The sequence below is a fragment of the Streptosporangium sp. NPDC000095 genome (assembly GCF_042899335.1).
Classification (GTDB): domain Bacteria; phylum Actinomycetota; class Actinomycetes; order Streptosporangiales; family Streptosporangiaceae; genus Streptosporangium.
The window spans coordinates 185,766-209,103 of record NZ_JBIAZS010000005.1; the positions used below are offsets into that span (position 1 = coordinate 185,766).

General features: G+C 71.5%; 16 protein-coding genes and 1 pseudogene. 5 read left to right on the forward strand and 12 right to left on the reverse strand.

Annotation, left to right across the window (positions count from 1 at the left end):
* The 10 genes and pseudogenes from ACFY3V_RS14040 to thrC all read right to left on the reverse strand — a co-directional run.
* A pseudogene (locus ACFY3V_RS14040) lies at positions 1-1,592 on the reverse strand (hypothetical protein); the annotation flags it as partial.
* A 167-nt stretch (positions 1,593-1,759) separates the two neighbouring features.
* Positions 1,760-2,425 (reverse strand): L-threonylcarbamoyladenylate synthase, encoded by a 666-nt coding sequence (locus tag ACFY3V_RS14045; RefSeq protein WP_350948557.1) that lies wholly within the window; start codon positions 2,423-2,425, stop codon positions 1,760-1,762.
* 10 nt (positions 2,426-2,435) lie between these two features.
* Positions 2,436-3,290, reverse strand: a complete 855-nt coding sequence (gene prmC / locus ACFY3V_RS14050) for a peptide chain release factor N(5)-glutamine methyltransferase (RefSeq protein WP_350948556.1) — start codon at positions 3,288-3,290, stop codon at positions 2,436-2,438.
* A 9-nt stretch (positions 3,291-3,299) separates the two neighbouring features.
* Positions 3,300-4,352 carry a peptide chain release factor 1 gene (gene prfA, locus ACFY3V_RS14055; protein ID WP_350948555.1) on the reverse strand — a complete coding sequence of 351 codons (1,053 nt, stop codon included), beginning with the start codon at positions 4,350-4,352 and terminating at the stop codon, positions 3,300-3,302.
* Between the two features lie 102 nt (positions 4,353-4,454).
* Entirely contained in the window at positions 4,455-4,673 is a 219-nt protein-coding gene (gene rpmE / locus ACFY3V_RS14060) for a 50S ribosomal protein L31 (RefSeq protein WP_350948554.1), read from the reverse strand.
* A gap of 277 nt (positions 4,674-4,950) precedes the next feature.
* On the reverse strand, positions 4,951-5,595 hold the full coding sequence (locus tag ACFY3V_RS14065; RefSeq protein ID WP_350948603.1) for a response regulator transcription factor: 645 nt from the start codon (positions 5,593-5,595) through the stop codon (positions 4,951-4,953).
* Between the two features lie 13 nt (positions 5,596-5,608).
* Positions 5,609-6,928 (reverse strand): sensor domain-containing protein, encoded by a 1,320-nt coding sequence (locus ACFY3V_RS14070; protein WP_362897504.1) that lies wholly within the window; start codon positions 6,926-6,928, stop codon positions 5,609-5,611.
* A gap of 272 nt (positions 6,929-7,200) precedes the next feature.
* The gene (gene rho / locus ACFY3V_RS14075; RefSeq protein ID WP_389773209.1) at positions 7,201-9,258 is read right to left on the reverse strand and encodes a transcription termination factor Rho; all 2,058 of its coding nucleotides are present in this window, start codon (positions 9,256-9,258) and stop codon (positions 7,201-7,203) included.
* A 466-nt stretch (positions 9,259-9,724) separates the two neighbouring features.
* Positions 9,725-10,711 (reverse strand): homoserine kinase, encoded by a 987-nt coding sequence (locus ACFY3V_RS14080; protein WP_350948551.1) that lies wholly within the window; start codon positions 10,709-10,711, stop codon positions 9,725-9,727.
* Positions 10,712-10,792: 81 nt separating this feature from the next.
* Positions 10,793-11,851, reverse strand: a complete 1,059-nt coding sequence (gene thrC / locus ACFY3V_RS14085) for a threonine synthase (protein ID WP_350948550.1) — start codon at positions 11,849-11,851, stop codon at positions 10,793-10,795.
* A 213-nt stretch (positions 11,852-12,064) separates the two neighbouring features.
* On the opposite strand from thrC, the gene ACFY3V_RS14090 reads away from it, so the two are divergent.
* The gene (locus ACFY3V_RS14090; protein ID WP_389773213.1) at positions 12,065-13,636 is read left to right on the forward strand and encodes a glycosyltransferase family 2 protein; all 1,572 of its coding nucleotides are present in this window, start codon (positions 12,065-12,067) and stop codon (positions 13,634-13,636) included.
* Positions 13,637-13,721: 85 nt separating this feature from the next.
* On the opposite strand, the gene ACFY3V_RS14095 is transcribed toward ACFY3V_RS14090, so the two are convergent.
* Positions 13,722-15,482, reverse strand: a complete 1,761-nt coding sequence (locus ACFY3V_RS14095; RefSeq protein WP_389773216.1) for a glycosyltransferase — start codon at positions 15,480-15,482, stop codon at positions 13,722-13,724.
* Positions 15,483-15,892: 410 nt separating this feature from the next.
* Between ACFY3V_RS14095 and ACFY3V_RS14100 the strand changes: the two genes are divergently transcribed.
* Genes ACFY3V_RS14100 through ACFY3V_RS14115 form a run of 4 tightly spaced genes read left to right on the forward strand, consistent with a single transcriptional unit; the run spans position 15,893 to position 21,886 of the window.
* The gene (locus ACFY3V_RS14100) at positions 15,893-16,375 is read left to right on the forward strand and encodes a hypothetical protein (RefSeq protein WP_389773220.1); all 483 of its coding nucleotides are present in this window, start codon (positions 15,893-15,895) and stop codon (positions 16,373-16,375) included.
* Positions 16,372-18,099 carry a glycosyltransferase gene (locus ACFY3V_RS14105; protein WP_389773223.1) on the forward strand — a complete coding sequence of 576 codons (1,728 nt, stop codon included), beginning with the start codon at positions 16,372-16,374 and terminating at the stop codon, positions 18,097-18,099. Before ACFY3V_RS14100 ends, ACFY3V_RS14105 begins: the two co-directional genes overlap by 4 nt.
* A complete protein-coding gene (locus ACFY3V_RS14110) occupies positions 18,099-20,033 on the forward strand; it encodes a glycosyltransferase (protein ID WP_389773226.1) in 1,935 nt (644 codons plus the stop codon). The genes ACFY3V_RS14105 and ACFY3V_RS14110 overlap by 1 nt, the downstream gene beginning before the upstream one ends.
* A complete protein-coding gene (locus tag ACFY3V_RS14115) occupies positions 20,030-21,886 on the forward strand; it encodes a glycosyltransferase (RefSeq protein ID WP_389773229.1) in 1,857 nt (618 codons plus the stop codon). Before ACFY3V_RS14110 ends, ACFY3V_RS14115 begins: the two co-directional genes overlap by 4 nt.
* 371 nt (positions 21,887-22,257) lie before the next feature.
* On the opposite strand, the gene ACFY3V_RS14120 is transcribed toward ACFY3V_RS14115, so the two are convergent.
* Positions 22,258-23,097, reverse strand: coding sequence for a polysaccharide deacetylase family protein (locus tag ACFY3V_RS14120; RefSeq protein ID WP_389773232.1), 840 nt, complete (start codon positions 23,095-23,097; stop codon positions 22,258-22,260).
* Positions 23,098-23,338: the final 241 nt, after the last annotated feature.

Consider the following 23,338-nt stretch of genomic DNA (forward strand, 5'->3'; position numbering starts at 1 on the left):
GAATCGTTCACCGGCACGGTGCCGGTCGAATCCTGCCCGCGTGGCGTCGTGTCGCCCGAGTTGATGACCTCCCTCCCCCCGTCGTCGGCCCTGGGCTGCTCCGGCGTGGGCGTGGAGTCCCCCTGCGGCGCCCCGGGCGCGGGGGCGGTGTCCGGGTTGGGAGCCCCGGGCGTACGCGGGAGGTCGGGCGTCTCGCGCGGCGCGGTGTCGACGGGCTGCCCTCCCCCCTGCGGGTTCTCCCCCGGTCCGGGAACCGCGGGCTTCAGATCCTCGACCCTCGGCGTCTCAGGATGCGTCCCCTCGGTTCTGGGGACGTCCGGCGCGGGCGCGGAATCCTGCCTGGGCACCTCCGCGCCCTCGGCGTTCGGGGCACCCGGCGTGGGCGCGCCCTCGACGTTCGGCATCTCGGGGACGCGCCCCGGTGCGGGGGCCTCCGGCCGGGTGTCCTCGCCCCTCGGCACGTCCGGTACGGACTGGGAGTCCGGGTTGTACACCTCCGACGGAGGCACGGCATCGTCCCTCGGAGCCTCCGGCACGGGGTCCGGGCGGGGAGGCTCAGGACGCGGCTCCTCGGCCTTCGGAGGCTCGGGACGTGGTTCCTCCGCCTTGGGAGGTTCGGGACGGGGCTCCTCGGCCTTGGGCGGCTCAGGTGTCGGATCGGGCCTGGGAGGCTCAGGACGCGGCTGCTCCGCCTTGGGCGGCTCAGGCGTGGGATCGGGCCTGGAGGTCTCGCGCGGCGCGGTCTCAGTCGGTTTCGCGGTCTCCTTGGGCTTCTCCCGCTCCTCCTTGGACTTCTCCCCCTCCCGCTCCTCCTTGGACTTCTCCCCCTCCCGCTCCTCCTTGGCCTTCTCTCCTTCACGCGGAGAGGTCTCGTCGGCCTTCGACCCCGTTTCCGGTTTCCGGTCGTCGGCCCCGGACGTCTCGGGTTTCCGCGTCTCCTTCCGATCGTCCCGCTCATCCCGCGGGGAGGTCTCGTCGCTCTTCGAACCGGCCTCCGGCTTGGCCTCGTCGGCCTTCGGAGAGTCGTGCTTGCCGTCGGGCTTGGACTCGTGCTTGGAGTCAGGCTTGCTGTCGTGTTTGGAGGAGTCTTTGGGATCGTCGCGCTGGGTGGCCTCCGCCGACTGGTCGCCGACGCGGGGCTTGTCGTCCGCCCCGACGGCCGGCTTGAGCTCGTCCGCCTTCGGGGTCTCGGGCTTGGCCCCGTTCTGAGAACCGCTCTCCGGCTTGGCGCCGTTCTGAGAGCCCGACTCGGGCTTGGCACCGTTCTGGGCGTCCGTCTCCGGCTTCGCGCCCTCGCCCTGGGAACCCGCCTCGGGCTTCGTGTCCCCGGCCTTCGGCTCGGTGGGGGGCGCCGTCCCGTTCTGGCTGACCCTCTTCTCCAGCAGCGCCACGCGGGCGGAGACGTCGCGGACCATCACGTCGCACGCGTCGGCGATCTGGACGGGTCTGTGGGTCGACTGAGAGGACAGGCCCGCCCCGCTCATCATCTGCGAGACCTTGCCTTCGACGTCCCGCATCCGCTCGGCCGCCCGCTGAACCTCGGACAACAGATCGCGGACCAGCTTGGGGTCCATTCCTTCGAACTTGCCCATGGACGTCTCCCAGGAAGTGTCGGCCCACTTCAAGGTACCGGGGAGACAGCCCGGCGTCACGGTGATAATCAGATGGCATGGATCACGGCATATGCCGGAGACGCGCGCTCAGACATCGGGGCGCCCCCGTGGAGGCGCTCGCCCGTGTCCTCACACCGCCCTCACCGTCAGTCGCCGGGCTCCGGGCCCGCGTCCGTGGCGACGTAGCCGATCACGCCGCGCAGCTTCTCCACGCTGATCGCCCCACGCCGCAGGAGCCTGGGCACCGCCGTGGTCAGATCGAGGATCGTCGAGGGGATGTCGCTCTCGCACGGCCCGGCGTCGAGATAGACCGACACCGAGTCGCCGAGCTGCTTCTCCGCGTCGGCAGCGGTGGTCGCCGCGGGGGCACCCGAACGGTTGGCGCTGGAGACGGCGAGCGGGCCGGTCTCCTTGAGCAGGTCGAGGGCGACCGCGTGCAGCGGCATCCGGATCGCGACGGTGCCCTTGGCGTCGCCGAGATCCCACGACAGCGACCGGTTCGCCCGGCAGATCAGCGTGAGCGGTCCCGGCCAGAAGGAGTCGATGAGATCCTGGCCGTACGGACCGAGGTTCTCCACCAGGGCGTTCGCGGCCCGGACGGTCCCGACCAGCACGGGAACCGGCATGTCACGACCGCGTCCCTTCGCGTCAAGCAGGGCGGTGACCGCGGCGGGCGTGAAGGCGTCGGCGCCGACACCGTAGACGGTGTCGGTCGGGAGCACCACGAGCTCCCCCCGCTGGAGGGCGGACGCGGCCTCGAGTAGGCCCGTGGCGCGCTGGGTGGCATCCATACAGTCAAAACGTCGGCTCACGGCGTGCATCCTATTCCTGGCCGAATCGAGCGGTGACGAAGCGGTCCCTGCGAGTCAGGTCCTGGCGGCTGCGAACGTCGCGCCAGCCGTTCTCCTCAGAGAAGATCAGATAGACCGGAGTGCCCTGCTGGTCGGCGTGTTCCACGGCGACGAACCCGCCGGGGCGCAGCAGCCGCCTCGCGGTCCGCTCCACCGCCCTGACCTCGTCGAGGCCGTCGCTGCCCGATCCGTACAGCGCGCGGTGCGGGTCGTAGTCGCGGACCTCGGGATCACGGGGGATCGCGCCCGGCGGGATGTAGGGCGGGTTGGAGATCACCAGGTCCACCTGGCCGTTCAGCTCCGAGAGGGCGTCGGCCAGGTCCTCGGGGTGCAGGTGGACACGGCCCTGGCCGTGTTCGATGATGTTGCGTTTCGCCCAGGTGTAGGCGCCGGGATCGACCTCGACCGCGTGCACGGTGGCGAGCGCGACCTCCTGGGCGATGGACAGCGCGATCGCGGCCGAACCGGTGCCGAGATCCACGACCACGGGCGAGGCGACGTCCATCTCCCGCAGCCGATCGATCGCCCAGCCCACCACGACCTCGGTCTCCGGGCGCGGCACGAACACGCCTGGCCCGACCTCCAGGGACAGGTAGCGGAAGTAGGCCCGCCCGGTGATGTGCTGGAGCGGCTCGCGGGACTCCCTGCGGGCGACGCCCTCCCAGAACAGGGCGTCGAAGTCGGAGTCCTTCACCATGTGCAGCTCACTGCGGCGTACGCCGTGCACACACGCGGCGATCTCCTCGGCGTCGGTGCGCGGCGACGGCACACCTGCCTCGGCGAGCCGGGCGGTGGCGAGGGCGATCTCGTCCAGCAGAAAGGTCATGGGCGCGTTCTATGAATGGGCGGCGAGCTTCTCCGCCATCTCGGCGTCGAGCAGGGACTGGATGACGGCCGTGAGATCCCCGTCGAGCACCTGGTCGAGGTTGTAGGCCTTGAAACCGACGCGATGATCGGAGATGCGGTTCTCGGGGAAGTTGTAGGTGCGGATGCGCTCGGAGCGGTCGACCGTGCGGATCTGGGACTTGCGCTCGGCCATGGCGGCGGCGTTCGCCTCCTCCTCGGCGATCGCCTGCAGGCGTGCCCGCAGGATGCGCATCGCCGACTCCTTGTTCTGGAGCTGGCTCTTCTCGTTCTGGCAGGAGGCGACGACACCCGTCGGCACGTGGGTGATCCGCACGGCCGAGTCGGTGGTGTTGACACTCTGCCCGCCGGGTCCGCTGGAGCGGTAGACGTCGATACGGAGATCGTTCGGGTCGATCTGGACGTCGACATCCTCGGCCTCCGGGTAGACGAGCACGCCGGCGGCGCTGGTGTGGATGCGCCCCTGCGACTCGGTGACCGGGACCCGCTGGACGCGGTGCACGCCGCCCTCGAACTTGAGCCTCGACCAGACGCCCTCGTCGCCCCTCGCCTTCAGGGCGATCGTGACGTCCTTGTAACCGCCGAGGTCGGAGTGGGTGGCGTCGATCAGCTCGGTCTTCCAGCCGATCCGCTCGGCGTACCGCAGATACATCCGCAGGAGGTCTCCGGCGAACAGGGCGGACTCCTCGCCACCCTCGCCCGCCTTGATCTCCATGATGATGTCCTTGTCATCGTTGGGATCGCGCGGGACGAGCAGGTGCCTGAGCTTCTCCTCCAGCTCGGGAATCCGGGCCTCCAGCTCCTTCGCCTCCTCGGCGAACCCCTCGTCCTCCGAGGCGAGCTCCCTCGCCGTGCCGAGGTCGGACTGGACGCCCTCAAGCTCGCGGTAGGTGGCGATGATCGGGGTCAGCTCGGCGTAGCGCCTGCCGAAGGTGCGCGCCTGCTTCTGGTCGGCGTGCACGGAGGGGTCGGCGAGCTTGAGTTCCAGCTCGGCGTACTCACTGAGCAGCTCGTCGAGATTCACCGTGCGTCCTTCCTTGAAAGCCCTTGTCAGCCTGCCTCATCACCACGAACGCCGACCCGGGCCCCGCGAAGGGGGTTATCCGAGCCGGCGCCGAGATGAGAGCTACTGGCCCGCGGGCTTCTTGCCGAAGCGCTTCTCGAAGCGCGCCACCCGGCCGCCGGTGTCCAGGATCTTCTGCTTGCCCGTGTAGAAGGGGTGGCAGGCGGAGCACACGTCGGCGTGGATCACGCCGTTCTTGGCGGTGCTGCGGGTGGTGAAGGAGTTACCACAGGTGCAGGTCACCTGCGTGGCGTGGTACTCCGGGTGGATGTCGGGCTTCATGTTGCCTTTTCCTCTCCAAAACGCGGTCGCCGGGTCGCCACTGTCTCTCGCCTGTAGGGCTTGCGCGCTGAGCACACCGAGGTGCGCGCGGGCGGGAACCGGAACCGCTACGGTTCGGCTACCAGTGTGCCAGATCCTCCAACCATCCCAGGCCACAAGACATTCCCCGCCCCCGTGACCTGCCCCTTCAGGCCGCTCACGGCCCCCGCCTGGCCCGATATCCGCAAGGAGGCCGCGCCAGGTGGACCTCCGCGAGGAAGCCGGGCGCTCCAGGCTGTCACCGTCCCAGGTACGCCAGCACGGCGAGAACACGGCGGTGATCGTCGGCGGCGGGCTCCAGCCCGAGTTTGCAGAAGATGCTGGAGATGTGCTTCTCCACGGCGCCCTCGGTGACGAGCATCCGTCCGGCGACCGCGGTGTTGGAGCGCCCCTCCGCCATCAACGCCAGGACCTCGCTCTCCCTCGCGGTCAGGGACTCCAGGGGATCGCCCCTGCGCTGGCGGCTCAGGAGCTGTCCGATCACCTCGGGGTCGATGACCGTCCCACCGGCCGCCACCCGGCGTACGGCGTCGAGGAACTCGGCCACGTCGGCTATCCGCTCCTTGAGCAGGTAGCCGACCGCCGCGGCGCCGCCGCCGATGAGTTCGGTGGCGTACTGCTCCTCGACGTACTGCGACAGGACGAGAATCGGCAGCCCCGGCCGCCTGGACCTCGCCTCCAGTGCGGCGCGCAGCCCTTCGTCGGTATGGGTCGGCGGCATCCGCACGTCGACGACGGCGAGGTCCGGGTCGTGCTCGTCGACCACCGCCACCAGCCCGGGACCGTCGCCCGCCACCCCCACGGTCTCGATGCCCCCGTCCGCCAGGAGTCTCGCCAGTCCCTCACGCAACAGCACCGAGTCCTCGGCGATCACCACCCGCATGGGTCCCACGTTCTCACCATTCGCAGGGCAACTCCGCCCTGATCATCGTGGGACCGCCCAGCGGGCTGTCGACGCTCAGGGTGCCGTCGATGGTCGCGGCCCGGTCCGCCAGCCCGGCGAGGCCACTGCCCGGCCGCGGCACGGCGGCGCCGACCCCGTTGTCGTAGACCTCGACGATCACCCGCTGCCCCTCGCGGCTCACCCGGACGAACGCCTCGGTGGCCTCGGAGTGCTTGGCGAGATTGCTCAGGCACTCGGCCACGACGAAGTAGGCGATGCTCTCCACCGCGGGCGGCGGCCGGTGGGAGACCTCCACCGACAGGTCCACCCGTACGGGCGCGCGGGCGGCGAGCGACGACAGGGCCGCACTCAGCCCCCTGTCGGTGAGGATCGCCGGGTGGATGCCCCTGGCGAGGTCACGCAGCTCGGCGATGGCGGCCTTGGTGCCCCGGTGCGCCTGGGCGAGGAGCTCCCTCGCGGCGTCGGGGTCGGAGTCCAGCTTGGCCTGGGCCCGGCCCAGGTCCATCGCCACGGACAGCAGCCGCTGCTGGGCGCCGTCGTGCAGGTCCCGTTCGATCCGGCGCCGCTCGGCCTCCGCCGCGTCCACCCCGCGGGCCCTGCTGGCCCTCAGGTGGGCGGCGCGGGCCGCCAGCCGGTTCTTCTCACTCGTCCCCAGCAGGGCGACGCCGAACAGGACGTGCAGCCAGGCCATGCCCCGGGTCGCGTACAGGGCGGCGAGGAGGAAGCAGGCCCCGATCAACGCGCACAGCAGCACCCTCGGCCCGCTGTCGATCGGCAGCCCGCCGATGGGTGTCATCGGCTGCCCGGCCAGCAGCAGGGGCAGTGGCGCGAACGTCAGGCCCAGCCCGAGGACCCACAGGACCGCCGTGACGGTGAACTCCGCGATCCCGACCGGCAGCAGCAACAACAGGTAGAGCAGGTCCTTCCAGGTCGCGGGGTCGACGAACATGTCCTTCCAGCGCAGGAACAGGTTGTCGCCCTCGGAGGGCCGGTAGGGGCTGGGGATGTCGACGCCGAAGGCCAGGCGCAGGAACCGGCGCTCCAGCATCGCGGCGCCCCGCCAGGCGAGCATGGTCAGGGCGAGCAGCGGCAGCCCGATCCACACGAGCACCATCACCAGGGAGGCCGGGATCACGGACGCGAGGAACGCGAAGCAGGCGAGACCGTAGAACACGCTCACCAGCAGGTAGGGGACGGCCCGCCAGGTCATCGGGTCGACGAGCATGCCCAGGGGACCGTTCGGCCCGAGCGGGACACGCCATCTGAGCGGCGTCCTGACCGGGGTCGTACCTCCCAGCGTCTCGGCCGTCATGCGCCTCCTCCGCCCCCGGTGCCCACCCTCGTCATCTGTGCCCCCGACGTTCCCGCCGTTCCCGCTGTCCCCGGCGTCTCCCCGCGCCCGTCCGCCCCGGTGCGCCGCCCTCCTCGCGTGCCGTCCGCACTCGCGACCGTCCCGGGCACGAGAGTCATGGGGAAAAGGGGTCCTGAAGTAGGGATATCCCGAAGTACCGGGTCACACAAGGGCTTTGGAAAACGTGAACGCCCCGGCCGGAGGGGCCGGGGCGTTCGACGTGCGGCGGACGATCAGTCGCGGTCGGAGCTGACCGTCGTCTTCTGCACCTGGAGCAGGAACTCCGCGTTGGACTTGGTCTCCCTCATCTTCTCCAGGAGAAGCTCAAGGGCCTGCTGCATGTCCAGGGCGTGCAGCACGCGGCGGAGCTTCCAGATGATCTGGAGCTCGTCCTTACCCATGAGGATCTCCTCCTTACGGGTGCCGGACGCGTCGACGTCCACCGCGGGGAAGATCCGCTTGTCGGCGAGCTGCCGGTTGAGCTTGAGCTCCAGGTTGCCGGTGCCCTTGAACTCCTCGAAGATGACCTCGTCCATCTTGGAGCCGGTCTCGACCAGCGCGGTGGCGAGGATCGTCAGCGAGCCGCCGTTCTCGATGTTGCGGGCGGCACCGAAGAAACGCTTTGGCGGGTAGAGCGCGGTGGAGTCGACACCACCGGACAGGATGCGGCCGGAGGCCGGGGCCGCCAGGTTGTAGGCGCGGCCCAGACGGGTGATCGAGTCGAGCAGCACGACCACGTCGTGGCCGAGCTCCACCAGGCGCTTGGCGCGCTCGATGGCCAGCTCGGCGACCGTGGTGTGGTCCTCGGCGGGGCGGTCGAAGGTCGAGTGGATCACCTCGCCCTTCACCGACCGCTGCATGTCGGTGACCTCTTCCGGACGCTCGTCGACGAGGACGACCATGAGGTGGCACTCGGGGTTGTTGCGGGTGATCGCGTTGGCGATCGACTGGAGCACCATCGTCTTGCCCGCCTTGGGCGGGGAGACGATGAGACCGCGCTGGCCCTTGCCGATCGGCGCCACCATGTCGATGATCCTGGTGGTCAGGATGTTCGGCTCGGTCTCCAGACGCAGGCGCTCCTGCGGGTAGAGGGGGACGAGCTTGTTGAAGTCGGGCCGCTGCCGCGCCTGCTCCGGGTCCATGCCGTTGACCGTGTCGAGGCGGACGAGCGCGTTGAACTTCTCCCTGCGCTCACCGTCGCGGGGCTGGCGGACGGCGCCGGTGACGACGTCACCCTTGCGCAGGCCGTTGCGACGGATCTGGGCCAGCGAGACGTAGACGTCGTTGGAGCCCGGCAGGTAACCGCTCGTCCGCACGAACGCGTAGTTGTCGAGGATGTCCAGGATTCCGGCGATCGGGATGAGGACGTCGTCGTCGCCGACCACGGGCTCGTTGCTGTCGAACCGCTCGCGGCCACGGCGGTTGCGCTCGCGGAACCGGCCACGGCGGCCACGGCGGTCGTCGTCGTCGCCCACGCCGTGCTGGTCGTTGCGGTCCTGCGGGCCTCGGTTCTGCGGGCCCCTGTCACCACGGTCGCCTCGCTCGCCCCTGTCACCACGATCGCCGCGGTCGTTGGTCCGCTCACCGCGGTCACCGCGGTCACCGCGGTCGTTGAGACGGTCTCCGCGGTCGTTGGCCCGCTCGCCACGGTCGTTGGTCCGCTCGCCACGGCTCTGGCCGGTGTCGGTGGCGCGCTGGTCGGGGCGGCCGTCGGTCCGGTTGTCGGGGCGGGTGTCGCCACGCTCGCCACGCTCGCGGCGCTCGCTGTTGCGGCCACGGCGCTCGCCGCGCTCGCGACGGCTCTCGCGCTCGCCACGGCCCTCGGCCGGGGCGGTCTCGATGGTCTGCTGCTCCACGACAGGCTCGGGCGCGACGACGGCGGCCACGGGCTCGGGGGTGGGGGCGGAGGGCGCCTGCTCCACGACGGGCTCGGCGGCCACGACGGGACGGGACCGTTCCCTGCGGGTGCGCGCCGGACGCTCGGCGACCGGCTCGGCCACGACGGCGGGGGCGGCCACGGCAGGTGTCTCCTTGACGGCGGCGGGAGCCTGGGCGCTCTCGGTGGAGACGCCCTGCTTCTCCTGAATGGCCGCGATCAGCTGGCTCTTGCGCATCCGCCCGGTCCCGCTGATGCCGAGCCCGGAGGCCATGGCCTGCAGCTCAGGCAGCACCATGGCGGAAAGGCCGGTGCCGGAGCGACGGCGCGGCTTGGCCGCGGGGCGGGTGGGGGTGTCGCCGGACGCCGGCGCCGTGCCGGTGACGTCGGAGAGGAGTTCGGTGGTGTCGCTCACTAATGGGTCCTTCCCAGGGGTCGGGCGTGGCCATGATCAGCCAATCGTCCCGGTGGTGCGATCGACCCGGTGGGACAGACCGGGTCGGGTTGCACGTTGCGATCCTCGACGGCCCATCGAGAGCCGCCGCCACTGTCGGAGAAGGGCGGATCCAGGCCGTCACCATCGAGAATCGCCGACGGTGGGACTTGGAGGACACCCCCCGGATTGCTACCGGCAACCAGATGTCGAGGTGGTTCGAACGCGCATGCCCCCCTAAACGCCGCTTCTCAATGCCCCTACCGAAATACGGGGCATTCGGAGGCAACGGATTCGGGGAGGCCACTGCGGCGCCCATGTCTCACCAGGTGAGACATGGCACAGCGATGTGTGGCTGACAAGCACGCACCCAACGCGGGGCACCTGGTGCGGCTATCAGCCTAACATCACCAGCGCACACAGCTATTCCCTGAGGGTCGAAGAGGTGTCAGCGTGTCTCGAGAGAAACAACGCGGGCTCCTCTGGTTTCGACATCCAGTGGCTGGATGTGCCAGTCATTACCCACTTCCGGTGCGATCAAATCCTGCGTATTCACCGTTGAAAACGCAAGAACCGTGGGCCCCGCTCCCGAGACGACAGCGGCGACCCCCGCCTCGCGCAGCCGTCGCACCAGATCGGCGGTCCGCGGCATGGCGGGTGCGCGGTAATCCTGGTGGAGACGGTCCTGCGTGGCGGCGAGCAGCAACTCGGGCTCGGGTCTGGCGGTCAGCGCCGCGACCAGCAGCGCGGCCCTTCCCGCGTTCGCGGCGGCGTCGGCGTGCGGGACGTCCTTGGGAAGCAGCCCGCGGGCGACCTCGGTGGACAGCCGGTGCGCGGGGACGAGGACCACGGGCCTGACGGCCTCGTGGGGCGGCAGCCGCACCAGGTGCGGCACGCCCCCGGCGTCCGTCCACGCCACGGTGAACCCGCCGGCCAGGCACGGCGCCACGTTGTCGGGATGCCCTTCGATCTCGGTGGCCAGCGCGAAGACGGCGTCGTCGGTCAGCTCGGGCGGCCCCTCCGGCGACCGATCCCCGCCACGGTCGTCTCGCGCGTACGGGGTGGCGGCGAGGGCGCGGGCGGCGAGGATTCCGGCGCAGATCGCCGCGGACGAGGAGCCGAGGCCACGGGCGTGCGGGATCCGGTTGAGACAGCGCAGCCGGATGCCACGCGGCCGCGGGAGACCCATCGCGTCAAAGGTCGCGCGCATCGTGGTGACGATGAGGTGCCCCTCGCCCAGGTCGAGCTCCGCGGCCCCCTCGCCCTCGACCACGATGTCGACGCTTCGGGAGTCCGGCCCGCCCTGGGGATCGAACAGCTCCGCCTCGATCTCGTCGTGAAGGTCGAGAGCGAGCCCCAGCGTGTCGAATCCGGGCCCCAGATTGGCCGACGTCGCGGGGACGTGGACGGTCACCTTCGCCGTGCCGCCGGTCATCGGGGTCCTCGGGGGGCCGTGAGGGGCACGTCGCTTCTCCTGAGGTTCACGTGATGTTCACTGGGCGAGCTTGAGGTCCGGCTAGGCGAGTTCGAGGGCGGTGGCCGCCGCGTGCGCGTCGATCGGGATCGTCACCGGCGTCGGGGCGCCCGAGATGGCCCAGTCGGGGTCCTTGAGGCCGTTTCCGGTCACCGTGCACACGATGCGCTGTCCCGGTTCGACCAGGCCCTGCCCGTGGGCCTGGAGGAGGCCCGCCACGCTGGCGGCGGAGGCGAGCTCGACGAACACGCCCTCCTCCTGGGCGAGCAGCTTGTACGCGGCGGCGATCTGACGGTCGGTGACGGACTGGATCACACCGCCCGACTCGTCGCGGGCGGCCTCGGCGAGCTGCCACGAGGCGGGGTTGCCGATGCGGATCGCGGTCGCGATCGTGTGCGGGTGGGTCACCGGCGCGCCGTTGACGATCGGCGCGGCGCCGCTGGCCTGGAAGCCGAACATCCGCGGCGTCCTCGTCGCGACGCCGTCCCCGGCGTACTCGGTGTAGCCCATCCAGTACGCCGAGATGTTGCCCGCGTTACCGACCGGGATGCAGTGGATGTCGGGGGCGTCCCCGAGCGCGTCGACGATCTCGAAGGCGGCGGTCTTCTGGCCCTGGAGCCGGAACGGGTTCACCGAGTTGACCAGGGCGATCGGGTAGTTCTCCGACAGCTTCCTGGTCATCTCCAGGCAGTCGTCGAAGGACCCCTCGACCTGGAGCAGCCTCGCCCCGTGGACCAGCGCCTGGGCCAGCTTGCCCATCGCGATCTTGCCTCGGGGCACCAGCACCGCGCAGGTCAGGCCCGCCCGGACCGCGTAGGCGGCGGCGGAGGCGCTGGTGTTGCCGGTCGAGGCGCAGATGACGGCCTTCGCCCCGTCCTCGACGGCCTTGCTGATCGCCATGGTCATGCCACGGTCCTTGAAGCTTCCGGTCGGGTTGAGGCCCTCGACCTTCAGATAGACCTCGCAGCCGGTCAGCGCCGACACCCGGTTCGCCGGGACGAGCGGGGTGCCGCCCTCCAGAAGCGTGACAACGGGCGTCGCCGTGGTCACCGGAAGTCGGTCACGGTACTCCTCGATGAGGCCACGCCACGCCCTGGTCATGATTGCTCCTCACCGCGCACGGCCGATCCGTGCGCGTGCTACCTGCGGTATTGGGAAACGAGTCTACGGGCAACGCGCTCGGCTCCGGGATGCGATGTCCACCAAATGGACAAGCCAGGCGTCTCTCCAGGGAACTCTAAGGATCAGCCGATATGGTCTGCGAGCCTTGACAGGGCTTGACAGACGGGGAATCGAGACAAGGGGTGCCACATCATGACGGGCGGCACGGCGGCGGACCTGCCGCCGATCCGGCACAACGACTACTCACCCCTGGACCCGCCCGCGCTCGGCGCGTGGGATCCGGAGCTTTCGGTGAGCGTGATCATTCCGGCCCACGGCGGGCAGCACAGGCTCGACCTCGCCCTCGCCGCCCTGGCCGCGCAGACCTACCACGATCACCTCATGGAGGTGATCGTGGTCGACGACGGCAGCGACCCGCCGCTGCGGCTGCCGGAGATCGCTCCGAGTGGCGCCAGGATCGTGACCACCGGCTCCTCGGGCTGGGGGATCGCCCACGCGGTGAACACCGGTGCCGCCCTCGCGGAGGGGCGGATCATCCAGCGCCTCGACGCCGACATGGTCGTCTGCCGCGAGCACATCGAGGCTCTGGCCCGCTGGCACCATCTGTCCGGCTACCTGGTCACGATCGGTGCGAAGAAGTTCGTCGAGGAGCCGGCGCTCACGGCCGCGCGGGTCCACGAGGGCGTGCGCGCGGGCTCGCTCGCGTCCCTCTTCGACCTGTCGGCCGCCCTGCCCAGCTCCACCGAGCAGACGATCTCCCGCACCGACGGCCTGCGTGCCAGCCGCAACCCCTACCACGTGTGCACGGGGCCGACGGTGTCGATGCGGCGCGAGATCTTCCAGGCCGTGGGCGGGGTCGACCCCGGGGTGCTGCGGGGTGAGGACACCGAGTTCGCCTACCGGCTGGCCGCGCACGGGGTGGTCTTCGTCCCCGACATGGCCGCCCAGGCCGTCCACCTGGGGCTTCCCGCCCAGCGGCGCGACCCGGGGCGGGCGGTGCGGGTCGTCGCCCCCTACCTGGCCCATCGGGTGCCGCTCCGCCGCGACCTGCGCAAGGACCGGGGCCGTCACTGGCTGGTCCCGTACGTGGAGGTGGTGCTGTGCGCCGACGGGCCCTGGGAGAAGGTGCGCGAGGCGGTGGGCGCGGCGCTCGACGGGTCACTCGGCGACGTGATCGTCACCCTGGTCGCCCCGTGGTCGAAACTGTCCGGGGAGCGTCGCCCCGTGCTGGACGATCCCCTGTTCGACCTGCGGCTGCTGCGCGAGCACTTCGCCCACGACGAGCGGATACGCTTCGCCGACGAGATCTCCGCGACCCCCGCCCCGATCGCGTTCCGCTACACGGGCCCGGTCTCGGTGCCGCTGGGACGCGAGACGCTGGAGCGGATGATCCGCGTGATGCAGGACGACCGTTCCGGCATGCTCGTCGCCGATCTCGGCGACGACGGCGAGGCGAGGCTGGAGCGGACCGAGGCGCTGGGCCGGGCGAGGCTGCTGGGCGCGGACGACGTCGCCGCGTCGATCGAGGCCACCCACGGCGTACGGCGCGGCGACCGGTCGGAGTTCTGGCCCGCCTCCCCGATCCCCGCTCCTCCGCCCGCCCGGGTTCCGGCCACGTCCGAGAGTCCGGCCCCGGATCGGGGACGGGAACCCGCGAGACCCGTGGCGGAGCGGGCTCCCGGGCAGGAACGGCACCAGGAGGGAAGCCGCCGGGAGGGGCGTGGCTCTCTCCTCGGCAGGCTCCGCACCGCGCTCAGGAGCTGAGCGCGGACGCAGGTCCCCGGGGCGTCTCCTGAACGCGGAGCTCCGCGTTCAGGAGACGAGCGGCGGCCGAGATGCGGTCATGTCGTCAGCGACGGCGGGTGATGACCCGTTTCACGGAGGACAGCAGCCCGTACTGGACGACCTTCCTGGCCGCCGCCAGCTCCTTGCGCAGGGTGCCGACCTCTCGGCGCAGTTCGACGGTGCTCCTGCGCCAGCGACCCGCCTCGTCGCGCCACTTGACCACCTGTTCACGGAGCCGTTCCGCCTCTTTGGCGAGGCGCGCCACCTCGGCCTCCGCCTCGCTCCTGACCCGGTAGGCGCTGCGGCGGCCGGTGAGGGCACGGGCCTCCGGCGCGAACCCGTAGGTCTCGGCGTCCACCCAGATCACGCCGAAGGTGTCGTTCACGGCGTCGTCGAGATCCTCCCCCTCCCTCGACACGATCGCGGCGCGCGCGAACGCGGCGGCACGTTCCAGCCGCGCCGCGACGACCCCCCGCCCCGAACCCGTGCCGTCGGTGCCGTCAGCGCTGTCGACGCCGGCGCCGTCCTCCTCGGCCAGCAGTACCGAGACCAGGCCGTATCCCTCGTCCACGGCCAGGTCGAGCAGGCGGGCCAGGGTGTCCTCGCCCGGCACCCACCCCGCGGGCAGCCGGAGACGGTACGGAACCGCCGGGGCGGGACTCGGCGAGGACCCCGGCCGGTCCCGGGGAGCCTCGGCGGTCTCGGCGGTCTCGGCGGTCTCGGCGGTCTCGGCGGCGAAGCGGACCCTGGGTTCGTGGGCGTAGTGGCCGCGGATCAGCACCAGGTCCAGGTCGGGGTCTCTCAGGGGGGCGCGCCCCTCGACGCCGACGCGGTCCCACGGCCCGGTGAGGGTGACCGCGACGTCGGGCACGGTGCCTGCCAGCACGGCGTCGACGGTGGCGCGGACCTCGTCGTAGGCGTACTTCCCGGGCCCTCCTGTTCCGCCCGGCTCGACGACCACCTCGACGTACGGCACCTTCCACTGTCTGGCCGGGTGGGAACGGAGCCAGCGGTAGGACGGGATCCGGTCGGCCACGAAGGCGTGGCTGACCCGGTCGATCGGCGCCTTGTCGCGCATGCGCATGGTCGGGCCCAGGTGAAAGGCGCGCGACAGCGGCTCGGGGACGAAGACGGCGCCCGCCTGGGCGAGCCGGTAGCCCATCTCGGTGTCCTGGCCGAGGATCAGGTCGGTGTCCATCGGCCCGGCGGCGGCGAGCAGCGCGGCGTTGACCGAGGTCGCGCCGCCGACGTGCATGCTGAACGCGCGGTGCGGGTTGGCGGTGAGGCCGTCGGTGCGCTCGACGAGGTCGACCAGCCAGGCGTGCGGCTCGGCGGGCTCGAAGAGTTCGGCCAGGTCGTCGGCGGCGGCGACCACCTCGGGGGCCGGCAGCGCCGCCGGGGTGAAGCGCAGGTATCCGGTGACCACGAGATACGGGGCGGCGTGGTGCCAGCGCATGTGCGCCTCGACCGACCTGCGGTCCAGGACGACGTCGGAGTCGAGCCAGTGGATCACGTCGCCGGTGGCGGCCGACAGCCCGGCGTTCCTGGCGTGGGCGCGGCCGGGGACGGGGCAGACGATCAGGCGGGTGTTCTCGGGACACAGCGCGGGCAGCCGCAACGGCGGGCTGCTGCCGTTGTCGACCACGATCACCTCGGTCAGGGCCGCGGGGTAGGTCTGGGTGGCCAGCCCGGCGAGCGCGAGGTCGAGTTTCTCCTGGTCACCGTAGGCGGGGACGACGACGCTGACCCGGAGCGAGGGTGTCAGGGAGCCCAGGGCGGCCGGCGTGAGGCTCCGGTAGTCGTTACCGGTGATCCGTGCCGTCATGGCACTTCCAGGGCCGGGGTCCGGCGAGGACCGCGTCCCGGGTTCGGGGCGACGCAGGGGAGCCGGCGTCGAGGGGGCCTCGGGACCGGGTGTCGGGGCGGGTGATCCGGGCCGCCGGCGCGGTGGGCGCTCACTCGCGGGAGGCCCGCCGGGGTGGCCGGAGAGGGCGGGGAGGGGGAGGTCGGCTGCGCGGGCACGAGCGAAGGATAGCGAGGCAGGAAGATCCCTTCTCACCACACTTCCCACTTGACATTGAGGATCACTGCTAAAGGCTCACAGCTGTCACACAGGTCACAGGAACCTTCGAATTTCTTATTTGTCGACGTATTTGCACTTGAAGAGCCGATAACCTCATTTACCACTGACAAGGACAGGTAAAGATTACAGAGCGGCACGGAAGGTAAGCGCGGATGTCCACACCCCGAAAACTGACGCTTCTGGCGGCGACACTCGGCCCGGTGTTCCTGATCGCGCTGACGCTGCTCGCGAGCTTCGAGATCATCTCGGTCACCGCGGCCATCGTGCTCGGCGCGATCGCGACGGTGCTCGCCGTCCAGGTGCTCGCGGTCGCGACCGTACGCAGGGTCGACGGAAAAGCCCAGCGGATCGACGCCCGGGTCAAGCGCTACGAGACGGAACTCGCCACGGTCAAGGCGGCCACCCAGCGGCTCGACCGGCGACTCGACGAGATCGTCGAGTTGCTCAAGAAGCACGAGCACAAGCGCGACGAGGATCTGCAGGCGATCCTGGTCTCCCTGGGAGAGGACCGGCTGGCCTCCGTACCCCGGCATCAGGAAATCGAGGAGATGGTTCACGACCTGCTGCCGCGCCTGGCCGCGGTGGAGGCGAGAACCGCACGGGGCGCGGGGGAGAAAGTGGAGGGAAAGGCGTGACCGGGACTGGTTTCGCCACCCCCGACACCACTTCCCTCACCTCTCCCGCCCACCCGAGCGACGACCGGACCGCCGTCCCGCGCGCCGGGGTGAGGCACAACGACTACGGCTCCCTGCTCCCGCCGGACCTGGGCACGTGGGAGCCCCGGCTCAGGGTGAGCGTGGTGATCCCCGCGCACGACTGCCAGGAGGCCCTGGACCGCACGCTCGCCGGGCTGGCCGCGCAGACCTACCCCGCGCACCTCATGGAGGTGGTCGTGGTCGACGACGGCAGCGACCCGCAGATGCGCGTCCCCGAGATCACCCCGGCCAACACCAGGCTCGTCCGGGTGCCCGAGGGCCGCTGGGGCCGGGGCTGGGCCCGTCAGACCGGCGCCACCGCCGCCGCGGGCGACATCCTGCACTGGGTCGACTCCGACATGATCCTCGACACCGAGCACGTCGAGGCGCACATGCGCTGGCACCATCTCCTCCCCTACGCCGTCGTGATGGGCGACGTCCGCTTCACCCCCGGCGGGATCGGGCCCTCGGCCGACGAGGTCTTCTCGGCCGTGAACGCCCGGGACGCGGAGAAGCTGTTCGACGAGTCCGCGCCGCACGAGTGGCGGGCCGGGGTGCTGGAGGAGACCCGGTGGCTGCGGGACGCGGGCACCGGGGCCTACCGGCTCCACTCCGGCGCCACCACCTCGGTCCCCCTGACGCTGCTGCGCTCGGTCGGCGGCGTGAACACCACCCTGAACATGGCCGAGGACACCGATCTCGGCTTCCGTCTCGCGCAGGCGGGCGCGGTCTTCATCCCCGACCCGCGGGCCCGCGGCTGGCATCTCGGACCGTCCACGGTCATGATCCGGGAGAAGGAGGTGCACCGGCACAACTGGTCGGTGCTGCCCGATCTCATTCCCGACCTGCGATGGCTGCGCACCCACCCGCGCAGGACCTGGCTGGTGCCGTACGTGCACGTCGTCGTCGACGCCCGCGACGCCTCCTACGAGGACGTGCGGGCGAGCGTGGACTCCGCGCTCGCGGGCACCCTCGTCGACGTCGCCGTCACCGTGGTCGGGCCGTGGACGGACCTCCCCGCCGGGCGCCGCCCCTCCCTCGACGAGCCACTGCTCGACCTGCGCCTGGTGCGCAACCTGTACGCCCACGAGCCACGCGTCTCCTTCACCGAGGAGACGCCCGCCGACTCCGCTCCCGCGCCGTTCAGGCTCACCCTGCCCGCCGGATGGGCGCTCGGCGCGGAAAGCCTGGCCGAACTGGTCGAGCTCGCCGAACGCGAGGAGTACGGGCTGCTGAGCGTGGCACTCGACGAGGGGCCCTCCGGGGTGAGGTCGGCCAGGTTCGAACGCACCGCCGCCTTCGCCAGAGCCGCGCTGGTGAGCGGCGATGGGTGCCGGAGCCTCGGCAGTGATCCCGACGGTGACATCGACGGTGGCATCGACGGGGTCGTCCACGAGCTGTTCGGCTCACTCTGGGTGGGCGCCGCCGAGGTCGGCGTGACGACCGCGGGCGAGGCGGAGCCCGTCGCCGGGGACACCGCGAGATGGCGGGCCGACTCCGCGCGCCGGAAGCGTGAGGCGGAGAGCCTGAGGAGCGAGGTGAAGAGCCTCCGTGCCGAGACCGAACGGCTGCGGGCGAAGAACGCGCGCCTGGAGGACGAGCTGCGGCGCGGGCCACTCAAAAAGATCATCTCAACGGCCAGGCTGCGGGGGAAGACCGGCTGATGTCCCTTCTGATCGATCTGGTCCGCGCCGCCAGGGAGCGCGCCGGCAAGCGACGCGTCCTCGTCTACTGCGTGGGCCTCGAGACGCTCGGCGAGCTGGAGGCGTACGGGGCGATGGACCTCGACGGCGACCTCGACGGCCTCCCGCGCGCCGAGGAGGGCGCCGCGGAGATCCTGGTGCTCGCCCGCACCGCGACCGACGTCCGCAGGGCCGCGAGCCTGCAGTCGCTGCTCGCCATGGCCCCCCGGGTCGTCGTCGCCGTACTGGAGACGCCGCACTGGTACACCGCGCCGGTGCTGTCCCCGACCCCGGCCCACCGCTGGCGCGCGCTCGTGGAGCTCCGCGTCCACCAGCCGAAACAGCCCGCCTGGGTGGTCGAGGCGGGCTTCTCCAAACCGGTGCCCGCCGGGCGGACGCTCGCCGCGACCGCGCGGGCGTTCGGCGGACACCGGATGGACGCCGTCGCCGGCCCCGTCGGCGCGCTGGCGGGCCCGGGAGCGGCCCACTGGCGCCCCGGCGACCCGAACGCGGCCCCCGCGCCCCTCACGGGCCCCGTTCCCGACAGGTTCGGCGCCCGCGGCGCCGACCTGGTGGTGCGCGCGGTCGGCGAGGAGCCGCCGCCCTGGTCCGGCGCCGATCCCACCGGCGAGACCACGGTGGACCGCCCGGTCGCCGAGCTGATGACCTGGGAGAGACTCGGCCGCCCCGGTGGCGGCAAGATCCTGGAGAACGGCATCGGCGACCTGTCGGAGCCCTGGACCATTCCCCCGGTCGACAGCCGCTCGGTCAACCCCATGAACTTCGTCACCGTGCCGACCCTCGGCACGGCCGACCTGTCCTCCGAGTCCGGGCGCTGGACGATCACCTGCGGGGGCGGGACGCTCACCTCCTTCGACGCCTCCGGCCGCGTCACGGACGTGGACGTCAGCCGGATCAGGCAGGTCAGGTGCGTACGGGTGGACTGGCGGCACAGCCACACCGGCCCTGCCGCCGCGCTGCGGGTCGTCACCGGACTGGCCGCGGCCGGGGTTCCCCTGATCTGTGAGACCGTGCCGCGCTGGGCGGGCGCCCTCGGTCCCGAACTGGCCAGACTGATCACCTCGGTCGACGAGCCCGCGCTCAAGGACGACCTGGAGCGCGAGGAGCACAGCATCCGGTTGCGCCGCGAGGCGCTGCGCCTGCACGGGGTCCGCGCCCGATGGGAGCAGCTGGGCGCCCCTGTGGCGCCCGCGCCGACGGTCTCGGTGCTGCTCGTCACCCGCCGTCCGGAGATGGTGGGCTTCGCGCTGAGGCAACTGTCCAGGCAGCGCGGCGCCACGTTCGAGGTGATCCTCGCCCTGCACGGCGTCCCCGCGACACATCCGGGCGTCGCCGAGGCCCTCGCGTCCTTCGAACGGCCGATCACCATGGTCGAGGCCGACCAGCAGACCGTGTTCGGAACCGTGCTGAACCAGGCTGCGGCGAGAGCGTCGGGGTCGTTCCTGCTGAAGATGGACGACGACGACTGGTACGGGCCCGACTTCATCTCCGACCTGCTGCTCGCCCACTCCTACTCGGGAGCCCAGGTCGTGGGCATGGTCCCCGAGTTCGTCTATCTCGCCTCGATCGGGGTGACCGTCCACCGCGAGCAGATCACCGAGCAGATCACGAACTTCATCGCCGGAGGAACCATCTTCTCCGAACGCTCCGCATTCGAGGCCGTGGGCGGCTTCCGTCCCCTGCCGGGAACGATCGACGCCCAGTTCCAGCACGCCGTGCAGGCCGCGGGCGGACAGATCTACCGCACTCAGGGACTGGGTTACATCCTGCGGCGCGGCAACGTCGCCAACCACACCTGGCGCGAGCCGATCGGCACGTTCCTGCGGCGCAACAAGCGCCAGTGGCGCGGCTTCCGGCCCAGCGCGCTCATGGAACTCTCCACGGAGACGCCGTGAGCACGCCGCCCCCCTCCGACGCACGGCGTGTCCCCGGCACGCCGTACCCGACACCGACATCGACACCAGCTCCGGCCCCGTCCCCGGCTCCGGCTCCGGCTCCGGCCACGGAAGGCGCTGCGGGCACGTCGCGGGCCCTCGCCGGCGACGCCGTCGCCACGCCCCGGATTCCGGGCAACGACTACGGGGTGCTGCCCGCACCCGCGCCCGGCACGTGGGAGCCGCGCCTGCCGGTGAGCGTGGTGATCCCCGCGAGGGGACGGCAGGACAGGCTCGACCTCACGCTGGCCGCACTCGCCGCCCAGACCTACCCCTCCCACCTCCTTGAGGTGATCGTCGTGGACGACGGCAGCGCGCCCCCGCTCCGGCTCCCCGAGATCGCCCCCGAACACACCCGGCTCGTCGGCAACGCCTCGGGGCGCCGGGGCATCGCCTGGGCCCTGGAGACCGGCGTGGCCGTCGCGGACGGCGAGGTGATCCACCGGATGGACGCCGACATCGTCTCCTACCGGGAGCACGTCGAGGCGCACATGCGCTGGCACCATCTGGCCGGCTACCTGGTGGTGACGGGGACACTGCGCTTCACCGCCATGGCCGGCACCCCGCCCACCCCGGCCGAGGTCCAGATCGCCGTCGCCAAGGACAGGGCCGACTCCCTCTTCGAGGAGGATCCCGAGCACGGGCACGACTGGATCGGCGAGCTCGTCGCCACCCACCGCGACTTCCGCGACGCGCCCAGCTCGCTCCTGCACCGCGTCCACGTGGGCGCGACGGTCTCGCTGCCCGCCGCCCTGCTGAGGGAGGCGGGAGGGCTGGACACCTCCCTCGCCCTCGGCGAGGACACCGAGCTGGGTTACCGGCTCACCCAGACGGGCGCGGTGTTCGTCCCCGACGCCGAGGCGCTGAGCTGGCACCTGGGTACGACGACGGCGATGCGCAGGCCCGCGGACGTCAGGCGGCACAACGACCCGTTCATCGCCGACCGGATCCCGTACCGGCGCCACCTGCGCACCGACGCGGGCAGGCAGTGGCTGGTGCCCTACGTCGACGTCGTGGTGGACGCCGAGGGCGCCTCCTTCGAGGACGTCAGGGCGAGCGTCGACGGGGCGCTGGCCAGCACCCTGCCCGACGTGCGCGTCACCCTCACCGGGCCATGGGGGTCGCTCACCGGCGAACGCCCGGCCCCGCTGGACGACCCGCTGCTCGACCTGCGGCTGCTGCGCGGCCAGTACGCCCACGACGGCCGCGTCTCCTTCGCCGAGCACGTCCCCGCGACCTCCGCGCCCGCACCGTTCCGCCTGCTCTGCCCCGCCGGATGGGTGCCGGGGGCGGACTCGCTGGCCACGCTGATCGAGCGGGCGGAGAAGGAGGACGAGGGCCTGCTGCTCGTGGCGCTGGACGAGGACGAGTCGGGGGTCCTCGCCGCCCGCCTGGAGCGGACCTCCGCCGTCGCGAGGGCGATGCGCGTGGCCCGCGAGGGCGAGCGGCTCGACGACGTGATCGCCGACCTGCACGGGGCGACCTGGCTGGACGCGGAGTCGTGGAAGCTGCGGCCCGCGGCCCAGGCCTACCCCTACTGGGCCGTCAACCGCAACAGGGAGGCCGCGCGCTGGAAGGCCGCGGCCGAGTCGCGGGCGAAGGAGGCCGAGCGGGCCAAGCGGCAGGTCGCCGCCCTCAAGGCCGAACTGAAGGAGTTGCGCTCCAAGGCCGCCAAGGGCAGCCGGGACACCCTCAGGTGGAAGGAGAAGGCCGAGCAGCGCCGCCTGGAGGCCGTCGCCCTGCGCCAGGCCCAGCAGCGCTCCCTGCTCTCCCGCGCCGCCCGCCGCCTCCGCAGGCTCACCGAGGGCACCTGACGCCCCACCGTCTCGCCGAGGCTGGCCGCCGCCGAGGACACCCGGATGTCTCCGGGCGGTCTCGGCCGCGTTCACTCCCACACGGGCAGGGGGCGTTGACGCGCTCCCCTGCCTGAAGGCCGGGGATTCAGCCCGCGCCGCGCGTTCACGCGGCACCTCTGAGGCTTCCTGCTTCGTCGACCTGAGCCACCGCGAGCGGTGGTCTTACCGGGCCTCCACGGGCGTTTAGCGTCTCCGCCCGTCCGGCGGCGACTCGAACACATTACCGCATCGCCCCTGATCTGACGGCGAAACCGCTCAGGTCAGGGCACACTCGCACCCTAGCGGGCACTCCCGCGCGGGCCTTCACCTCCGGCCCAAAGGCCGGAGCACTAGCCCACATTCCGGTAGCGGGCGCCGACGGCGCTCTGCAGGGTACGAACGACCGTGCCGTGCGACTTCCTGGTCCCCAGCCAGTCGAGGAACTGATTCAGGAGCCTGGGAGTCGTCGAGTAGAGGCCGCAGTCGTCGCAGACGCGGTGGAAGACGAGCGGAACCAGCCCGCCGCCGGTCTTCTCCGCGTTGAGCACCTGCTGCTTCAGGTGTCGCAGCAGGGTGTCCTCGCGGACGGAACCGGAGGTGCGGATGTCGTAGCGGTCCTGCGGGCGGAAGGGCTCACCGGCCGGGCAGCCGGGGCAGCCCCACTCCTTGAGCCCGCCGACCCCGCGGGCCGCGTCGTAGCCGCACCGCCGCGCCACCGCCTTGGCGTCGGAGTCGACCGCGCCGAACGGGTAGGCGAGGGTCGTGGGCCGGTACCCCCACGCGATCAGCGCCCTGCGGTCGTCGCAGATCTGACCCTCCTGCTCGCTCCGGGTGAGCTCGGTGAGGCGGACGTGGGTCAGCGTGTGACCGCCGATCTCGTGCCCCTTCTTCGCGATCGCGGCAAGCTCGCGCCGGGTCAGCTTCTCCTCGCCGCCGACGGTGTCGGTGTTGATGTAGAACGTGCCACGCATACCGCGTTTCTCCAGCATGCGGGCGACGGCGGGGTGGGTGGAGTCGCCGTCGTCGAAGGTGAGCGCGACGATCGTTTTGATCTTCTTCGAGGGACGCGCGGTCGCCGCGTGGGCGGCCGGGCTCAGCGTCGCCACGACGGCCAGCGCCGTGGCGAACGCCACCACCCGGTGGAAGACCTTCACGGTGGACTCCCTTTCGCAGAACGGCAGACAGGGCATGAAAGAACCCTATAAGTCGGCAAAGGCCACCAAATGAACCGTTATCAAATGCCCAGGAACCCGATGCCGAGCCGACACGGCATGATCACCGCGAGTGCCGGGAGAGCCCTCGGCAATGTCGGCGACGGTGCCGACCGACAGCGGTCCGCGCCCGCGCCGGACCGGCGCGGGCCGAGCGGGCCGACACCGAGCCGACACCGAACAGGCTCGGGCGGGGGGGCCGGCCACGGCGGACCGGCAG